Here is a 15,051-nt window from a genome sequence, read left to right as displayed (position 1 = left end):
CGCTGAAAACCAGGGAATTAGAAGATCGCTATGAGGCAGGTTAAAAAGCTATTTCTTACGGCGGGGGCGGCAGCGCTGGCGATCCATATGACGTCCTGGGCCGGGCCGGCAGAGGTCGATCATAATCGGTTGACGGCGGCGGACCAGTTTCCCGGCCAATGGATGGCGCCGGGCCGCACATATGGGGAGCAGCGGTTCAGCCCGCTTTCCAGGATCAATGCCGATAATGTGTCGAATCTCAATCTGGCATGGTTCGCCGATTTGCCCGTCGATCGCGGCGTCGAGGCGTCGCCTCTGATGATTGACGGGGTGCTTTATAATATCGAACCCTGGAATGTGACCGTCGCCTATGACGCGAAAACGGGCGAGGAGCTTTGGCGCTTCGATCCGCAGGTGGATCGTGAAAAGGGGCGCGACGCCTGCTGCGATATCGTCACACGCGGCCTTGCTGCGTGGAATGGCAAGATCATCATTGCCACGCTGGATGGACGCGTCATCGCCGTCGATGCGAAGACGGGCAGCCCCGTCTGGAGTGTTGAAACCTTCGACCCGGTGTGGCCCTATACGATCACCGGCGCCCCGCGCGTCTATGACGGTAAGGTTGTCATCGGCAATGCCGGCGCAGAGGGTGCGGCGCGCGGCTATGTTACCGCTTATGATGTTGAGACCGGCGAACAGATCTGGCGGTTTTACACGGTCCCTGGCAACCCGGCCGACGGCTTTGAGTCCGAGGCTATGGAGATGGCCGCAAAGACATGGACCGGCGAATGGTGGAAGCGCGGTGGTGGCGGTACCGTTTGGGATTCCATCGTTTACGACCCCGAACTCGATCTCGTTTATCTGGGCGTCGGCAATGGCGGCCCGTGGCCACTGCGCTATCGCAGCCCGGAAGGGGGCGACAATCTGTTCCTGTCCTCAATCGTCGCATTAAGGGCGGATACCGGCGAATACGTCTGGCACTATCAGACGGTGCCCGGCGACGAATGGGACTATACCGCGACTCAGTCGATGATCCTGGCTGACCTCGACATCGACGACAGGCAGCGCAAGGTCTTGATGCAGGCCCCGAAGAACGGCTTTTTCTATGTTCTGGACCGTGCGACCGGCGAACTGATTTCGGCGGAACCCTACGTGGCCATGAACTGGGCGCTGGGTATCGACGACGATGGCCGACCGATCGTCAATCCCGAAGCGCGTTATGGAGAGACGCCGGTAATCGTGTCGCCAGGGCCAGCGGGCGGCCATAACTGGAACCCCATGGCCTACAGTCCGCAGACGGGCCTCGCCTATTTTCCAGTCACCGAAATGTATATGGCCTATTCGGTCAACCCGGATTTCGAGCAGACGCCCGGACAGATGAGCCAGTTGGGTATTTCGACCACCGGCTATGATCTGACGCGAAAGGCTGCCGCCGAATTTGCCGCGAAGTATAACAAGACCTGGCTGACCGCCTGGGATCCGGTGGCCCAGAAAGAAAGCTGGCGCGTACCCTATCCGGTTCGTGGGAGCGGCGGCATCCTGGCGACGGCGGGCAATCTAGTATTCCAGGGCACGGTGGGCGGCACTTTTGCCGCCTATCGCGCCGATGACGGGCAAAAGGTCTGGGAAATGCCGGTCCAGCAGGTGCCGATTGCAGCGCCGATCAGCTACGAGATTGATGGCGAGCAATATATCGCCGTCAATGCCGGTTGGGGCGGCGGTCTCGCCCACTCCACAAGCGCGAAATCGCTCGGCTTTCCCCTGTCGGAATCGCCACGCCTGCTGGTGTTCAAATTGGGCGGAACCGCTGAACTGCCGCCGGTCGCCGACGATGGTCCCGGCCTAACGCGGCCGGAGGATACGGGCGCCTCTGCCGAAGTCATTGCACAGGGCGAACAGCTCTACGCCGATTATTGCGCCGCCTGTCACGGCGAACAGGCGCGCGGCGGGATCAAGGATCTGCGTATGATGTCGCCGGAAACCCACGCCGAATTCATGGACATCGTCATTGGCGGCTCTCGGCGCGAAATGGGCATGGCCAGCTTTGCCGATCTGATCAGCGAAGACGATGCGCAGGCGATCCGCGCTTATCTGGTGGGTCGTGCGAATGAAGACTGGGATGAAATTATCGCGGACTGATCGCAGGATGATAAGGCAAGATCTTCCAAAACCTGTATAGGCATAGTCTGGATCGGGTGGGGCAGACGGATGACCGGTGGAGGTGCGAACAGCTTGGCCGAAACGTCTCCTCCTGCATCTCCTTTCAGTATTCCTCTGTACCGTTCGCTATGGCTGGCGAACCTTGTGTCAAATCTCGGCTACGTCATTCAATCGGTCGGCGCGGCGTGGCTGATGACGGAAATTGCCCGCTCACCCGCTATGGTTGCGCTGGTGCAGACCTCGACCTCGCTGCCGATCATGTTGCTGGCACTCCTTTCGGGGGCCATTGCCGACAGTTTCGACCGGCGCCGTGTAATGCTGGTCGCGCAGGGGCTGATGCTGTTCGTATCTTTGGCCCTCGTCTTTCTCTCAGCTAGCGACCTGATCACCCCCTATCTGCTGCTCGGCTTTACGTTCATGATCGGTTGCGGGATGGCACTGAACAGTCCCGCGTGGCAGGCGACCGTCGGGGATATAGTACCAAAGCCGGTCCTGCCTGCGGCCGTCGCCTATAACAGCATCGCCTTCAACGTGGCGCGCAGTGGGGGGCCTGCCATTGGCGGCGCGATCGTGGCGGCGGCGGGCTCTGCCGCCGCATTTGCAGTAAACTGTTTCAGCTATCTGCCCCTGATCGCGGTGTTGCTGCGATGGAAGGTGCCGCCAACAGATGAAGAATTGCCGCCGGAACGGATCGGCAATGCGGTCACCAGTGGCCTGCGCTACTTCGTGATGTCGCCGCATCATTTGGTCGTCATCGCACGTTCTGCCATCTTCGCCATCTCCGCCAGCGCGGTTACTGCTTTGATGCCCGTGATCGCCCGGGACATTATCGGCGGCGGCGCGCTGATCTACGGCCTGCTGCTTGGCGCTTTCGGTGCCGGTGCCGTAGGCGGCGCCTTCGCCAGCGCGCGCCTGCGCCGCAGCCTGAATATTGAAAAGATCGTGGCGATTGCATCATTGTTGATTGCTATCGGCGCGGCCGGAACAGCACTAAGCGGCAGCCTGTTTACCGCGATGCCGGCGCTGGCGCTGGCGGGGTGCGGCTGGATTCTGGGCATGTCGACGCTGAACGTGACCATACAGCTCGCCTCTCCACGCTGGGTCGTCGCGCGGGCAATCTCGGTGCAGCAAACCGCGATCTTTGGTGGTATGGCGCTTGGCAGTTGGCTGTTCGGCATTGCTGCCGACAATATGGGCATTCCGCTTGCCTTGGCAATTTGCGCCGCGCTTCATTTGGGCAGCATCATTGTCGGTCGCTTCCTCCCTCTGCCGGAATTCGAGGACCTGAACCTCGACCCGCTCCGCCGCTGGACGACGCCGGATACGGCCGTGCCGGTGGAGGCGCGCAATGGGCCGGTGGCCGTCAGTATTTTGTATCGCATCGCCCCCGCGGACGTTCCAGAATTCCTGAACGAGATGCGGCAATGGCGGCGCGTGCGACGGCGCGACGGCGCACGCCGATGGGCGCTGTACCGCGATCTCGCCGATCCCGAATTGTGGATAGAGCGCTATCACGTGTCGACCTGGCTGGAATATGTCCGCCATAATCAGCGGCGAACCCATGCCGATAGCGGTTTTCGCGAGCGAATCTTCGCCCTGCATAAGGGTCCGGGACAGCCTGAGGTGCACCGCATGCTGGAGGTTCACCCCGCCCATTATGTGGAGGCACAGCCCGGAAGCGACGGCTTCGTGGCGCGAGATTATAACGAGCATGCAAGCTGACGCGGTGATGAAGTTCTACGCCACCTCGCTAGGGCTTGGCTATATCTGCTGCAAAACCCGATTCAGAGGATCGCAGACGAAATCGCCCGGCGGCAATTGCCGTAACCCACTCAGCGGTGCGCTCTAACCCGCCGAATGGGAAAAAATGAAAGCCTACGGGCTTGAAGCTTTGATAATTTGGTGAGCCGGCAAGGTCGGTGATGATGGGGTCGGGGGTCGATTCCATAAGCAGGCGGGCAATAGATGCACCCCTCGACACTAGTGCCTTAGCAGACGGGCCGATGCCGCAAATGCGGGCATAGCGCATCAGCGTGCGTACTCCCGCAGGCCCTGCCAGTCCGATGCGCACGGGCACTTCCTCATATCGCTGGCGGAAATCTTGCAGCCACCATTCGATGGGCTTGGCGTCGAAGCAGAATTGCGTGACGATACTGGGCCGGATCGCCAACTCGCGCAGCTTCGCGATCTTGGCATCAAGTATATGATTCAGTTCCCCCCGATCCAGGCCGGGATGACCCTCGGGATAACCGCCGAGGGCCACCTCCTCAAGACGGGCCTCGGCAAAGGCGTGGCTGGCGATCATCGCGCTGCTGTCGGCAAATGGCCCGTGTGAATGTCGCGCATCCCCGCTGATCGCGAGTATCTTCCCGACACCGGCAGCATCGCTCAACCGTCCCAGAAGGGATGCCAGATTTGCTTCGCTTTCCACCATGCGGGCGGCGATGTGCGGTACGGGCACAAATCCCCTCTCTCGAACCCGGCGGGCGGCGGTAATGCGGGTGACGTCATCGTCCTTTGGCAACCAGGTGATCGAGATCGCACAACCCGGCGGAAGCATCTCCGCCGCGGCATCGAGTGTGTCTGGCTCGCCCGCCGCGATTTCATAGGATGCATTGCGCGCAAGTGCGGCGATCCTGCTGTGCAGTTGTTCGGGCGCCGCCCTCGCGGCTCGCGCGCCCGGTCCAGCCTCTGCGCGCAGTGGGCGCTCAGACACTGCCGCTCTCCCGCACGACAACGTAGCTCTCGTCGTTGAACCAAAGCTCGCCGTTCTTGCGCAGGATCTTTCGGGTGGCGTCCAGATAGCCCGAATTGGTCATCGCCTCTGACAGGCGTTCTTCGTCGATCTGGGCGACGTAGGTTGCGGCATTCCACGCGGCGAGCAGCGTCGACGTGCCGATGGAGGCGGCCTCATTGTCGATCTCGTCGGGCAGGGTATGCATTTCATATCGAAACAGCGCCTCGGAACTTGGCAATGGGTTGAAACTGAACTGTTTCGCCTCGTCCCCCAGCGCCGCGCGCGTGGCATCCAGCAGCATGAAGCGCGATGTCGTGAACGGGTCCTCCTGCGGCCAGACCTGTTGAATGATCTCCAGCCCTGGATCATTTCCCGCGGAATGAATGCCGAGAAGCCGCCCCTTTTCGCGAAGCCCCCGGGCGAGCGGCGCCAGGATACGCCCGGCCTTGAACTCTATGCTGGCGCTCAGCCGAAAGGGTTGGCTGGCGATGATCAGATCATAATCGGCGCGCGGCGCGTCCTTTTGCGGAATGATGTCGTTCAGCAGGAACGCGCAATCCTCTCTATACAGGATCAGCGTGGTGGGCGTCTCCGGCACCAGACTGCCGGTCTTTTCCGATACCTTCGTGCGCCAATTGCTGGCCAGAAACGTCTGCAGCTGCAGGATCTGACGCTCGAATTCCGCAGTCGTTTCACCTTTCAGTGCGACGGTTTTCCAAACCATACGGTCGCGCAATTCCTTGTTGGCGGGAACCAGCCAGGGCGCGTCTGCATAGGAAATATTGGTTATCGCCAAAACCGTTTCGGGATGTTCGAAAAAGCGGTCCGGCATCTTGTCGAGCGTCAGGCGGACATCTTCCAGGCTGATCTCCTTTCCGGATATGAGGAAGGGGAAACGCGGATAGGCCGCATGCATGGACCGCATCACCCGCGCCAGCACCGTGCCGTCGCCCATGCCCGCATCGAAGAACCGCACGGCGGGCGGCTGTGGCTTCAGCTTGGTCAGCTCGCGGGCGGCCCGGTCTGCGACGACCCATTTTTCAGAACAGGTATTCACGAACATCAGGTATTTCTGACGATTGTCGTAAAAGCGGAAATCCTTGGGTGCCCTGCTATCCGGGGCATGGACCGCTGCATCGTGATCGGGGTCCTGTCCCTGATGCGGATATTTCGCTGCAGTCGCGGCTTCGGCCATGATCGTCCCCTCGGCTATGCAGTTCGTTTGTCCTCAGGGTATCCCGTCGTCGAACACTGCTGTTGATTTGCACGATGCGGCGGCGCCCGCGGCAGGTGAACCATATTCGCTCCCAACCCGGCTGTGGGCCATGACCCACGCGCCGCCGGACAGGACCGGGGCAGGGCAGGGCAGGGATCAGAAAAAGTACAGCCGCAGGCCGCTGTCTGAAATTTCCCGCCGGGTGCGCCCATCGGGTACGATATCGTAAAACATCTGCAGCGCGGCGGCATAGGTCATCCGGTCTTCGCACCCGACATAGGGCGCGTCGCTTCCCCACAGCAGCCGTTCCGGGCCAGCCATCTGCAGCAGTCGCGCAGCATAACCGGCGATTGCTGCGGGCGGCAGGCGGAAGCCGGCGGACAGCTTTATCCAGGTGCGGCCGTTTTCGATGGACTTCATCGCCGCGACGAAACCCTCGCCCTCCATCTCCCCTTCGGATCGCAGCAGGGCGAAATGGTCGATGACGATCTTTACGCCTTGATCTTGGAGCGCCGGCAGCATCTTCGCCAGTTGCGGCCCTGACAGGTTCAGTTCCAGATGCAGATCCGCATCGGCAAGGCGGCGGACAAAGCGGCGAAAGCCATAGGATGACAGATCGGGCAGGGCGTCGCTCATCGCGATCTGAAAACGTACCCCCCGCACGCCGCGCCGGCGCAAGTCAGCCAGTTCCGTGGCACCTGTGGCAGGGTCCAGCATGACCGTTGCGCGCAGCCGGTCATGGGCGTCAAGGCATCGCAGCGTATAATCATTATAATCGCCGAACAGGCTGGCCGCTGTCACCACGCCAAAGGCGACACCATGGGCATCGAGGTCAGCCAGATAGGTTTCGACGGGATAATCATAGCCGGGCCGTGTCCACGCCGTATCGGTCAGCGGCATCGACTGCGTGAAGACGTGGCAGTGTGTGTCGATGATCGGGGGGTCGGCAACCTCGCTGGTCAAATCGCGACTCCCCGCCCAAACAGCCTTTGTCCATTGTCGTGCAGAACCTGCACCCGCTCCTCCTCGCTCAACAGAGAGGTCGCGGCAATCGCCTGGGCGACCATGTCCCCATACGTCACGGTCGTATTGCCCACATCCGACCCCCACATCAGGCGGCGCGCGCCAAAAACGTGCACCATTTCTTGTACGAAGCGGGCAGGGTCGATGCCGTTTTCCTGGAAGCGGTTCAGGTTTATTTGCGTGAATTTGAAATGGATGTTGGCTGCATCGGCAAGGGCGGCATGCTCGGCACCGACGGTTCCTTCGTCGCCGCTGTCCACCGCTGGCCAGCCGCAATGATCGATCGCGATCGGCGTGGATGGAAAGCGCCGGGCCAGCCCCTTTATCCGCTGCAACGCCGCTGCAGACGGCCGACCCGGTGCGTACATGACGACCATGGAAAGGCCCAGCGACGCGGCCATTTCCCAGCTTTTCAGAGCAGCCGAGGAATCCAGCCAGGGATACTCGCCCCTCTCGTCAGGATATCCGAACAGGCGAAGGCCGGCGACATTGTGCGCCTTTGCCAGTTCGCGGATGATCGCCGGCGTATCGGGTGCGGCGGCGTTCAGGATCAGGACTGTGGACGCGCGATCCGGGTGCTGATCCGCCACAGCCAGGGCATAGCGATTGTCGGTTTTGTAGATCGTGTTGTACTGAACCGCCGCGCCGCCCGTTACGCCGGTCTCGTCCCACAGGTTCAACAGCCGTTCCGCGTCTATAGGGTCTTTCGAAATACGCTGCCGGATTGCATCTTCGCCTTCGCGTGCACCGGTGACGTCCACCGGAAAGGCGTCGGTGTCGCTGGTGAAGAAATGCGCGTGGGTATCAAACAGCTTGACCGCTGCGTTCGGCATCGGGTGTCCTTTCCGGATTGGCGGGCGCCCGCGCATCTTCCTCCGCCGCGCGCAGGTCGCGGGCGGCCAGGCGGTTGGCCATATGCATGGTAATGGCCGGAATGATCGCGATCGCGGAGAAGATAAAGTAGGTCGCCATGCGGTCGAACCCGGCGCTCAACAGGAAACCGCCGATCATGGGTCCGATAATGGCGCCGATGCGGCCGAAGCCGACAACGAAACCGAGTCCGGTGTTCTGGGCCGCAGGCGGGTACATAAGCACTGAAACCAGGAACAGCCCTGTATAGGCACCCACGACGAAGAACGTCGTCAGCCCAGCAATGGCCAGCAGGATGATCGGCACGGGCGGTTGCAATCCAAACATGACCAGCGTCACCGCCGATGCGGTAAAGAAGATCGCGGTAAGCCTCCCCTCGCCCACCTTGCGCCCCCAGATGCCCATGGCGAGGTGGCCCAGCGCGCCGCACAACCCCGTCACCATACCGCTCGCCGCCGCCAGCGTGGGCGACAGGCCCGCATTGGCGAGGATCGTCGGTTTCCAGTTCATCAGGAAATATCCGACGATGGCATATGTCAGCGACGCCAGCCACAGCAGGATCGTACGGTTACGCAGGTCGTTGGAAAGCAGCATGCGGAATTTCCCTTCGGAAGGGTCCGCTGAGGTCGACAGTCCGGAAATCACCAATTCCCGCAGATTGAGAATGCGCATCCGCTTTCCCAGCCGGTCCAGCTTGACCAGATCGCGTGCACGCTTCCTCGCTGCCAGAAAGGCAGGAGATTCTCCCAGCAGCATGAAGCCCAAGACAAAGGTCGCGACGTTCAGCAGACCTGCCGTAAAAAAGATCGCGCGCCAGCCAATCGGCTCCAGAACGAGCGTTGCGATCCCGCTGCCAAGGATCATGCCCACTGTAAAACCCGTGTGGAGAATGGCGAGCGCAAGGTTTCGCATTTTTTCGCTCGCGAACTCGGCGACCGTAGTGTTCAGGCAGACGACCAGCGTGCCCAAACCGATGCCGGTGATGAAGCGCAGCACGAGGAGCTGCCAAATATTTGAGACGATACTGGTCAGCAGCAGCGCTGCGGCCAGAGATCCAAGCGCGATCAGCATGACTGGTCGTCGACCGAGTTTGTCTGCCTGAGGGGCAACCAGAAAGGCCCCGACCGTCAGGCCGACGGCGGCGGCGCTGAACAGCGAACCGAGGACGGCGGGGTCCATCGCCCATTCCGTCGACAGGACAGGGGCGGCCAGAGCCAGCGACACCACGTCGAAGCCGTCAGCGATGTTGGCGATACAGCAAAGCGCAATAATTGCATATTGATAGGGGCTCATGGTCTCTGGCGACCACCCGCGCGACTTATTCTGTACCGCTGCCACATTTGCCTCCCAAGCGACTGACAGTTGATCGGATCAGGACCATCCGCAAATGTCAAACATAATTCGTCTTTGACTAATTAGCTCTTGTCTCGAATATGTGTTTGTCATAATCGACCGATGTCCGTCATCCTAGAATGAAAACATTCAGGCGACGCTAGCCCGGTCGAACGATCCGGGGATGAAAACTAGCCGCTCTTGGCAAGGAATTTGGGGAGGTACGAAATGACGCGCGAACAATTGGAAACCGACGTACGGCTCACGAGCGGATTGCCCCGGCGGGGGCTGACGGGAGCCAGCTTTTCCGTCATTGCTGCAATAACAATGATGACGTCGGCGCCGTCACTTGCGCAACAGGCGACGCCGCCCGACAGCCGCGTCGACCCCGCTGCCGACCTCAGCGATCGGGCGGTTCCGGATGTCAGCGTAAATACGGCAGCCACCCCTGCCGATCCGGTAAGCTATTCTTCCGCTGAGGAAATCGTTGTCACTGGCTCGCGTTTGGGGGACGGGTTCAGTGCGCCGACTCCGGTTACCTCGATCAGTGAACAGCAGATCGAGGATCGGGTCTTCGGTGCGGTCGCCGAGTTAGCGGCCGACATTCCGCAGCTGCGCATGAACTGGAACGTTGGGCGCTCCAGCGAGCCGGTCGGCCAGAACCAGCCCGACCTTCGCGCGCTCGGTCGCGAGAAAACTCTGATCCTGCTCGATGGTCGGCGCATTGCGGCGACGAACCCCTTTGGCGGCATCGATACGAACGTATTCCCGGTCGCTCTCCTTAGTGGTGTCGACGTCGTTACCGGCGGTGCGTCGGCCGCTTACGGTTCGGACGCCGTTGCGGGTGTCATCAACTTCAACCTCGATAAACGTCTCGAGGGACTGAAGGTCGATGCTTCTTATGGCGAATCCAAATATGGCGACTTCAAGCGGCCCATCCTCTCCGCCGCATATGGCGACAGGCTGTTGGATGACCGGCTGCATGTAACCGTCGCGGGTGATTATTATCACAATACCGGGCAGACCGCGGTGGCAAGCCGCCCATGGGGCCGAAATCAATCGGTCCTGTTCACGAATCCGCCGGGCACCGTTCCGTCGCAGATGATTGCCGACTTTCCGACATTTTCAAGGATGACCTTCGGCGGTCTTATCACAGGCCAGCCGACGACCAGCCCGCTCTACGGTATCCAGTTTGGCCAAAATGGCGAGCCGCAGCCATTCGAGTTCGGCAATCCGGTCGGTACCGTTTTTCAGCTTGACGGTGATGGCGTGAATATTACCGACGAAGGGAATATCGGCGTCGATATCGAACGCTATTCGGGTTTCGGGCGTCTTTCGTTCGAAGTATCGAACAGCACCAGCATCTGGGCCGACGCACTGTACAGCAAGGTCCAGGTTCTGTCCGATCTCGCTCCGAATTACGATAATGGTACGCTGACTATCCAGCAGGACAATGCATTTCTCGACGAAGGCATTCGCCAGATAATGATCGATAATGACATTCAGTCGTTTGGTTTCGGTCGCATGAATCTGGATGACGGCTTTTCCGAAAATAATAGCGATACCGAGGTCAGCCGCTTCGCCATTGGCGCAGAGGGTGACATTGCGGGTGGCTGGTCTTGGGACACCTATGCGCAAATTTCGCGCAACTCCTTTTATCAGGAATCCGTCAACAACCGCAGCGAGAGCCGTTGGGTGCGCGGAATCGACTCGGTCATCGATCCCAATAGCGGGCAGCCAGTCTGTCGCGTGAACGCGGACGGTAACGCGGCGAATAACGACCCGGCCTGTGTTCCGATCAACGTATTCGGCCCCGGCTCGATCAGCAACGCGGCAAAGGATTACTACCGCGGCACGTCCTTTTACGAGGCGGACATGGATCAGGATGTCTTCGGTCTGAACTTCCGGGGTACGCCGCTTTCCACCTGGGCTGGCCCCGTGGCATTCGCCGTCGGTGCCGAATATCGCCGGGAAAAAATCGTCAGCGTCAGCGACCCCCGGTCCGAAATGCGGGACTGGAGGTCGATTAACCAGCAGCCTTTCTCGGGCAAGTTGAACGTGAAAGAGGCCTATATGGAGGTCGGCGTTCCGCTTGCCGAGGGGAAGCCGTTCGCGGACAATCTCGAAATCAACGGCGCGGTTCGCTATGCCGATTACAGTTCCAGCGGCGGCGTCGTCCCTTGGAAGATCGGCATGAACTATTCGCCGATACCGTCAGTGCGTTTCCGCGGAACCATTTCGCGCGACATCCGCGCCGCCAATGTCAACGAACTGTTCTCCGGACAGAATCAGGTCATCCGCGGCGAACCTGATCCCCGGTCGAATTCCAACAACTCCATCCCGCCGTCCTATTTCATTACGTCGCTGACGGGCGGCAATCCGAACCTGACACCGGAAAAGGCGGACACGCGCTCCATCGGTGTGGTTGTACAGCCTGAATTCCTGCCGGGCTTCAACGCGTCGATCGATTATTATTCCATCAAAATCGATGATGCGATTACGGCGCTGCCGGCAGCGACGATCATTTCCAACTGTTTCGTGGCCAATATTGATTCATATTGCGATTTCATCACCCTGGGCGCCGATAACCTGATCAATTCGGTGCAGGCAACGCTTTTGAACGTAAATACTGCCGAAACGTCGGGTATAGATTTCGAGGCGACCTATCGCATGCCGATCGGGCCGGGCTCGTTCAGCTCGCGGCTTCTCGTAAACTGGGTCGACAAGCTGCTTCTTGGTACTGAGGGCGGCACGATCGACTATGTCGGCGACCTGGCCACCGACTATTCCGGACAACCGGAATGGAAAGCCAATCTGGATCTGACCTATACCGCCGATACGTGGCGGGCGGGTCTCTTCTTCCGCTATATCGGTGGCGGCAAATTCCGTTCCTTCTATGTTGATGACGTCAACCTGCCTGCCGACCAGAACGATATTAACGGCCGCCTCTACACCAACATCTCCGCGGCTTATCAGTTGACCGACGGCATCGAACTATATGGCAAGATCGACAATCTGTTTGACGTCGACCCACCGATCGCACCGAACTTCATCGTGCAGCCGACAATTGCCAACTCCCAAATGTTCGACAAGATCGGTCGCTATTATGTGGGAGGCGTCCGTCTTCGCTTCTAGCCGACCTGCAGGCTCAGTTTGCGCACCGGGTGTCCCTTTGGGCGCGCCCGGTGCGCTTGTTCCTGATCATGTCGGAGAGCATTCAAGATGATGGACCCAGCGTCGCCCCAAGGCCGTATCAAGCAGGCGCCCATGGGCTGGTATCAATACGCCGTCGTCGCCCTATGCGTGCTTGCCTATGCGGCGGACGGAGTAGATGTCGTCACGCTTGCTTATGCGGGTCCGGTGATGATCGCCGAATGGGGCATATCCCCGGCGGCGTTCGGTGTTGCCTACACCGCCACGCCCGTTGGCATTGCGGTGGGTTCGATATTTCTGTCTCCCTTCGCCGACCGTGTCGGGCGCCGCACCATGACGGTCTGGATCCTTGGCCTGTTGTCGGTGCTGCTTGTGGCGACGGCCATCGTTCACAATTTACCCCTGCTTCTCGGCCTGCGTTTCGTAACCGGCATTTTGCTGGGCGCCCTGGTGGTTACCCTGAATGTTACGGTTGCCGAATTCAGCAATGAGAAGCGCTCCAACTTTTTCGTCGGCATTTTGCATACCGGATATTCCTTTGGCAGCATGCTGTGTGGGGCGCTGGCGGCGCTTTTGATCGAACCCTATGGATGGAGGGCGATTTTTTGGGCGGCCGCGGTTCTCAATTTCAGCTCATTTATCCTCGCATTTTTTCTACTTGCCGAATCCCCCGACTATCTGGTCGCGCGTCGACCCGCTCGTGCGCTTGAACGGCTGAACGCGACGTTCCGCCGAATGGGGCAGCCGGAATATGCCGAAATGCCGCCAGCCCCTCGAGAAGCAGCGCCCCAGTCAAAGAAGAGGCGCGGCTTCTCCGTCTTTCCCAAAAGCCTCTGGTTGGCACTTGGGCTTTTGTGTCTCGCGGGCTTCAGCTTCACCAGCAGCGGCGCGTTCATGGCCGGGTTCAAGCCGCAGATTCTCGAGATGGCCGGTCTCGACATGACCCGCATCGGAATCGCCGGGATGTTTTCCTCTGGGGCGGGCATCATCGCCCATGTCAGCGTCGGCGCATTGGCGCGACGCGTGGGCGAAATCAGGATCACGATCATCTTCCTGCTTGCGACAGCGGTGGCCATGTTCATCCTGACCAGCGTTCCAACTGGTGCCGTGATGGCGCTCATCGCAACGGCAGCACTTTGGGGCTTCTTCAATGTCGGCAGCTATACGGCGCTGATCCTGGTCAATCTGAACTTTTTCGACGCCACTCTGCGTAACACCAGCCTCGGCATCATGATGGGGTTTGCACGCATAGGCGGGATCGTCGGGCCATTGGCCGGCGGCGTCGCGATCGGTGCTGACCTGGGCCGCTTCTGGGTTCTGGCGATCTTCGGGTCGATCCTGATCATTCCCGCCTTGTCGGCATTCTTTCTCGCCATGACTCGTCGTGACCAGGGCATTGCGTCGTAAAACGCGCCGAGGCACGGGCGATGCGTAGTAACTCTGCCGCCTCTGAAGCGGTCCACCGGAAAGATGATTTCATGAAGCATGTTGTACCTGTCGGGGCCTTCACAGCGGTCTGCATAGCTGGGCTGCTGGTCTCGGCCTGCGGCGAACAGGATAGCGGCGCGGTTACAACGGCCAAAGACATGGGCGAACCAGTCGTACGGCAAGCCAGCACTCCGAGCTTTCAGCCTGCTGAGGCAGACGAATACGGCCTGCAGGATGCTGCACTGGATGAACCTGCTGAGGAGCAGCCGGTGGCGGATGCCGGCAATGTGCAACTCGCGTCATATGCGACCGCTCCCACTACCGCGGCCGCCGTTACTTCAGCGACGCATATCGCGCCGCAGGCTGAACCCGCAATGCAGGCATCGTCACCGGCAAAGCCGCCCGCATCATTTGCGATGTGTGCGGTTTGCCATAGCGTTGAACGCGATGGGCCGAAGAAGCTGGGACCAAATCTCAATGGTGTGTTTGGCGCTGAGGCGGGCGCGCAGAGCGGCTATAATTATTCGCCGGCAATGCGTGATCTGGATGTTCGCTGGTCGCGCGAAACGCTCGATCAATATCTCGCCGATCCTAAGGGCTTCGTTCCCGGGACAAAGATGCTGATGCCCGGCATGAACGATGCGAGCAAAAGAAACGAGATCATCGACTATCTGGAGGCACGGACATGAAGACAATCGCGATCATTGCAGCGGGCGTGGCGCTCGCTGGGCCCGCTGCGGCGCAGTCCCTGCGTCCCGCGCTCGACTATGCCAGCGCGGCGACGATCCGCGATACCTGCATTGCCTGGGCGGGGGAGCGTGATCTGAAAATAACGCTTTTCGTAATGGACGCACACGGCCGGCCGATCACATCCGCGCATATGGATGGTGTATCGACCGCAGCAGGCGAAATCGCACGATGGAAAGCTGAATCTTCGTCGAAATCCGGTCGCAAGACGGCGGATCTCGCCGCCATGAAACCGCCCGCGAACATGCCGACGGTTGCCGCTATTGGCGGCGGCGTTCCCATTTATACGACCGATGGCATATTGCTGGGCGGGGTAGGGACGTCCGGCGCAAAATCCGAAGAGGATGCTGCCTGCGGCACGGCCGGGGTAGAGGCGGCCGGGCTCAGCGCCAGCCGCCCCGAATAG

The 15,051-nt window shown here is 60.2% G+C and carries 11 protein-coding genes; 6 read left to right on the top strand and 5 right to left on the bottom strand.

The annotated features are described in order from the left end of the window. The first annotated feature begins 30 nt into the window (after positions 1 to 30). Together ACSMXM_RS06405 and ACSMXM_RS06400 are read left to right on the top strand one after the other, a co-directional pair. The gene (locus tag ACSMXM_RS06405) at positions 31 to 2,118 is read left to right on the top strand and encodes a PQQ-dependent dehydrogenase, methanol/ethanol family (RefSeq protein WP_460314993.1); all 2,088 of its coding nucleotides are present in this window, start codon (positions 31 to 33) and stop codon (positions 2,116 to 2,118) included. A gap of 69 nt (positions 2,119 to 2,187) precedes the next feature. Further along, a complete protein-coding gene (locus tag ACSMXM_RS06400; RefSeq protein WP_460314991.1) occupies positions 2,188 to 3,861 on the top strand; it encodes an MFS transporter in 1,674 nt (557 codons plus the stop codon). A 28-nt stretch (positions 3,862 to 3,889) separates the two neighbouring features. Here ACSMXM_RS06400 and ACSMXM_RS06395 read toward each other — a convergent pair whose 3' ends face one another. The 5 genes from ACSMXM_RS06395 to ACSMXM_RS06375 form a co-directional block, all read right to left on the bottom strand. After that, positions 3,890 to 4,855, bottom strand: a complete 966-nt coding sequence (locus ACSMXM_RS06395; protein ID WP_460314989.1) for a methylenetetrahydrofolate reductase — start codon at positions 4,853 to 4,855, stop codon at positions 3,890 to 3,892. After that, positions 4,848 to 6,071, bottom strand: a complete 1,224-nt coding sequence (locus ACSMXM_RS06390; protein WP_460314988.1) for a hypothetical protein — start codon at positions 6,069 to 6,071, stop codon at positions 4,848 to 4,850. Before ACSMXM_RS06390 ends, ACSMXM_RS06395 begins: the two co-directional genes overlap by 8 nt. A gap of 177 nt (positions 6,072 to 6,248) precedes the next feature. Next, complete coding sequence (locus tag ACSMXM_RS06385; RefSeq protein ID WP_460314986.1) at positions 6,249 to 7,055, bottom strand: amidohydrolase family protein; 807 nt, start codon at positions 7,053 to 7,055, stop codon at positions 6,249 to 6,251. Further along, positions 7,052 to 7,948 (bottom strand): amidohydrolase family protein, encoded by an 897-nt coding sequence (locus ACSMXM_RS06380; protein ID WP_460314984.1) that lies wholly within the window; start codon positions 7,946 to 7,948, stop codon positions 7,052 to 7,054. The genes ACSMXM_RS06385 and ACSMXM_RS06380 overlap by 4 nt, the downstream gene beginning before the upstream one ends. Then, entirely contained in the window at positions 7,920 to 9,323 is a 1,404-nt protein-coding gene (locus tag ACSMXM_RS06375) for an MFS transporter (RefSeq protein WP_460314982.1), read from the bottom strand. Before ACSMXM_RS06375 ends, ACSMXM_RS06380 begins: the two co-directional genes overlap by 29 nt. A 222-nt stretch (positions 9,324 to 9,545) precedes the next feature. Here ACSMXM_RS06375 and ACSMXM_RS06370 point away from each other — a divergent pair, with 222 nt between their 5' ends. From ACSMXM_RS06370 to ACSMXM_RS06355, 4 genes are all read left to right on the top strand, one after another. Continuing rightward, entirely contained in the window at positions 9,546 to 12,452 is a 2,907-nt protein-coding gene (locus tag ACSMXM_RS06370; protein ID WP_460314980.1) for a TonB-dependent receptor domain-containing protein, read from the top strand. Between the two features lie 87 nt (positions 12,453 to 12,539). After that, the gene (locus tag ACSMXM_RS06365) at positions 12,540 to 13,877 is read left to right on the top strand and encodes an MFS transporter (RefSeq protein WP_460314978.1); all 1,338 of its coding nucleotides are present in this window, start codon (positions 12,540 to 12,542) and stop codon (positions 13,875 to 13,877) included. A gap of 71 nt (positions 13,878 to 13,948) precedes the next feature. Continuing rightward, entirely contained in the window at positions 13,949 to 14,587 is a 639-nt protein-coding gene (locus tag ACSMXM_RS06360) for a c-type cytochrome (protein ID WP_460314976.1), read from the top strand. Next, positions 14,584 to 15,051 carry a GlcG/HbpS family heme-binding protein gene (locus ACSMXM_RS06355; RefSeq protein WP_460314974.1) on the top strand — a complete coding sequence of 156 codons (468 nt, stop codon included), beginning with the start codon at positions 14,584 to 14,586 and terminating at the stop codon, positions 15,049 to 15,051. Before ACSMXM_RS06360 ends, ACSMXM_RS06355 begins: the two co-directional genes overlap by 4 nt.

It is taken from the genome of Pacificimonas sp. ICDLI1SI03, from assembly GCF_054740865.1.
The sequence above is the reverse complement of the archived record's forward strand: the minus strand, read 5'-3'. Positions and strand labels throughout refer to the sequence as shown.

Coding starts and splice junctions, on each gene's coding strand:
- ACSMXM_RS06405 (WP_460314993.1), top strand. CDS start 31: ATGAGGCAGGTTAAAAAGCTATTTCTTACGGCGGGGGCGGCAGCGCTG.
- ACSMXM_RS06400 (WP_460314991.1), top strand. CDS start 2,188: ATGACCGGTGGAGGTGCGAACAGCTTGGCCGAAACGTCTCCTCCTGCA.
- ACSMXM_RS06390 (WP_460314988.1), bottom strand. CDS start 6,071: ATGGCCGAAGCCGCGACTGCAGCGAAATATCCGCATCAGGGACAGGAC.
- ACSMXM_RS06380 (WP_460314984.1), bottom strand. CDS start 7,948: ATGCCGAACGCAGCGGTCAAGCTGTTTGATACCCACGCGCATTTCTTC.
- ACSMXM_RS06370 (WP_460314980.1), top strand. CDS start 9,546: ATGACGCGCGAACAATTGGAAACCGACGTACGGCTCACGAGCGGATTG.
- ACSMXM_RS06365 (WP_460314978.1), top strand. CDS start 12,540: ATGATGGACCCAGCGTCGCCCCAAGGCCGTATCAAGCAGGCGCCCATG.
- ACSMXM_RS06360 (WP_460314976.1), top strand. CDS start 13,949: ATGAAGCATGTTGTACCTGTCGGGGCCTTCACAGCGGTCTGCATAGCT.
- ACSMXM_RS06355 (WP_460314974.1), top strand. CDS start 14,584: ATGAAGACAATCGCGATCATTGCAGCGGGCGTGGCGCTCGCTGGGCCC.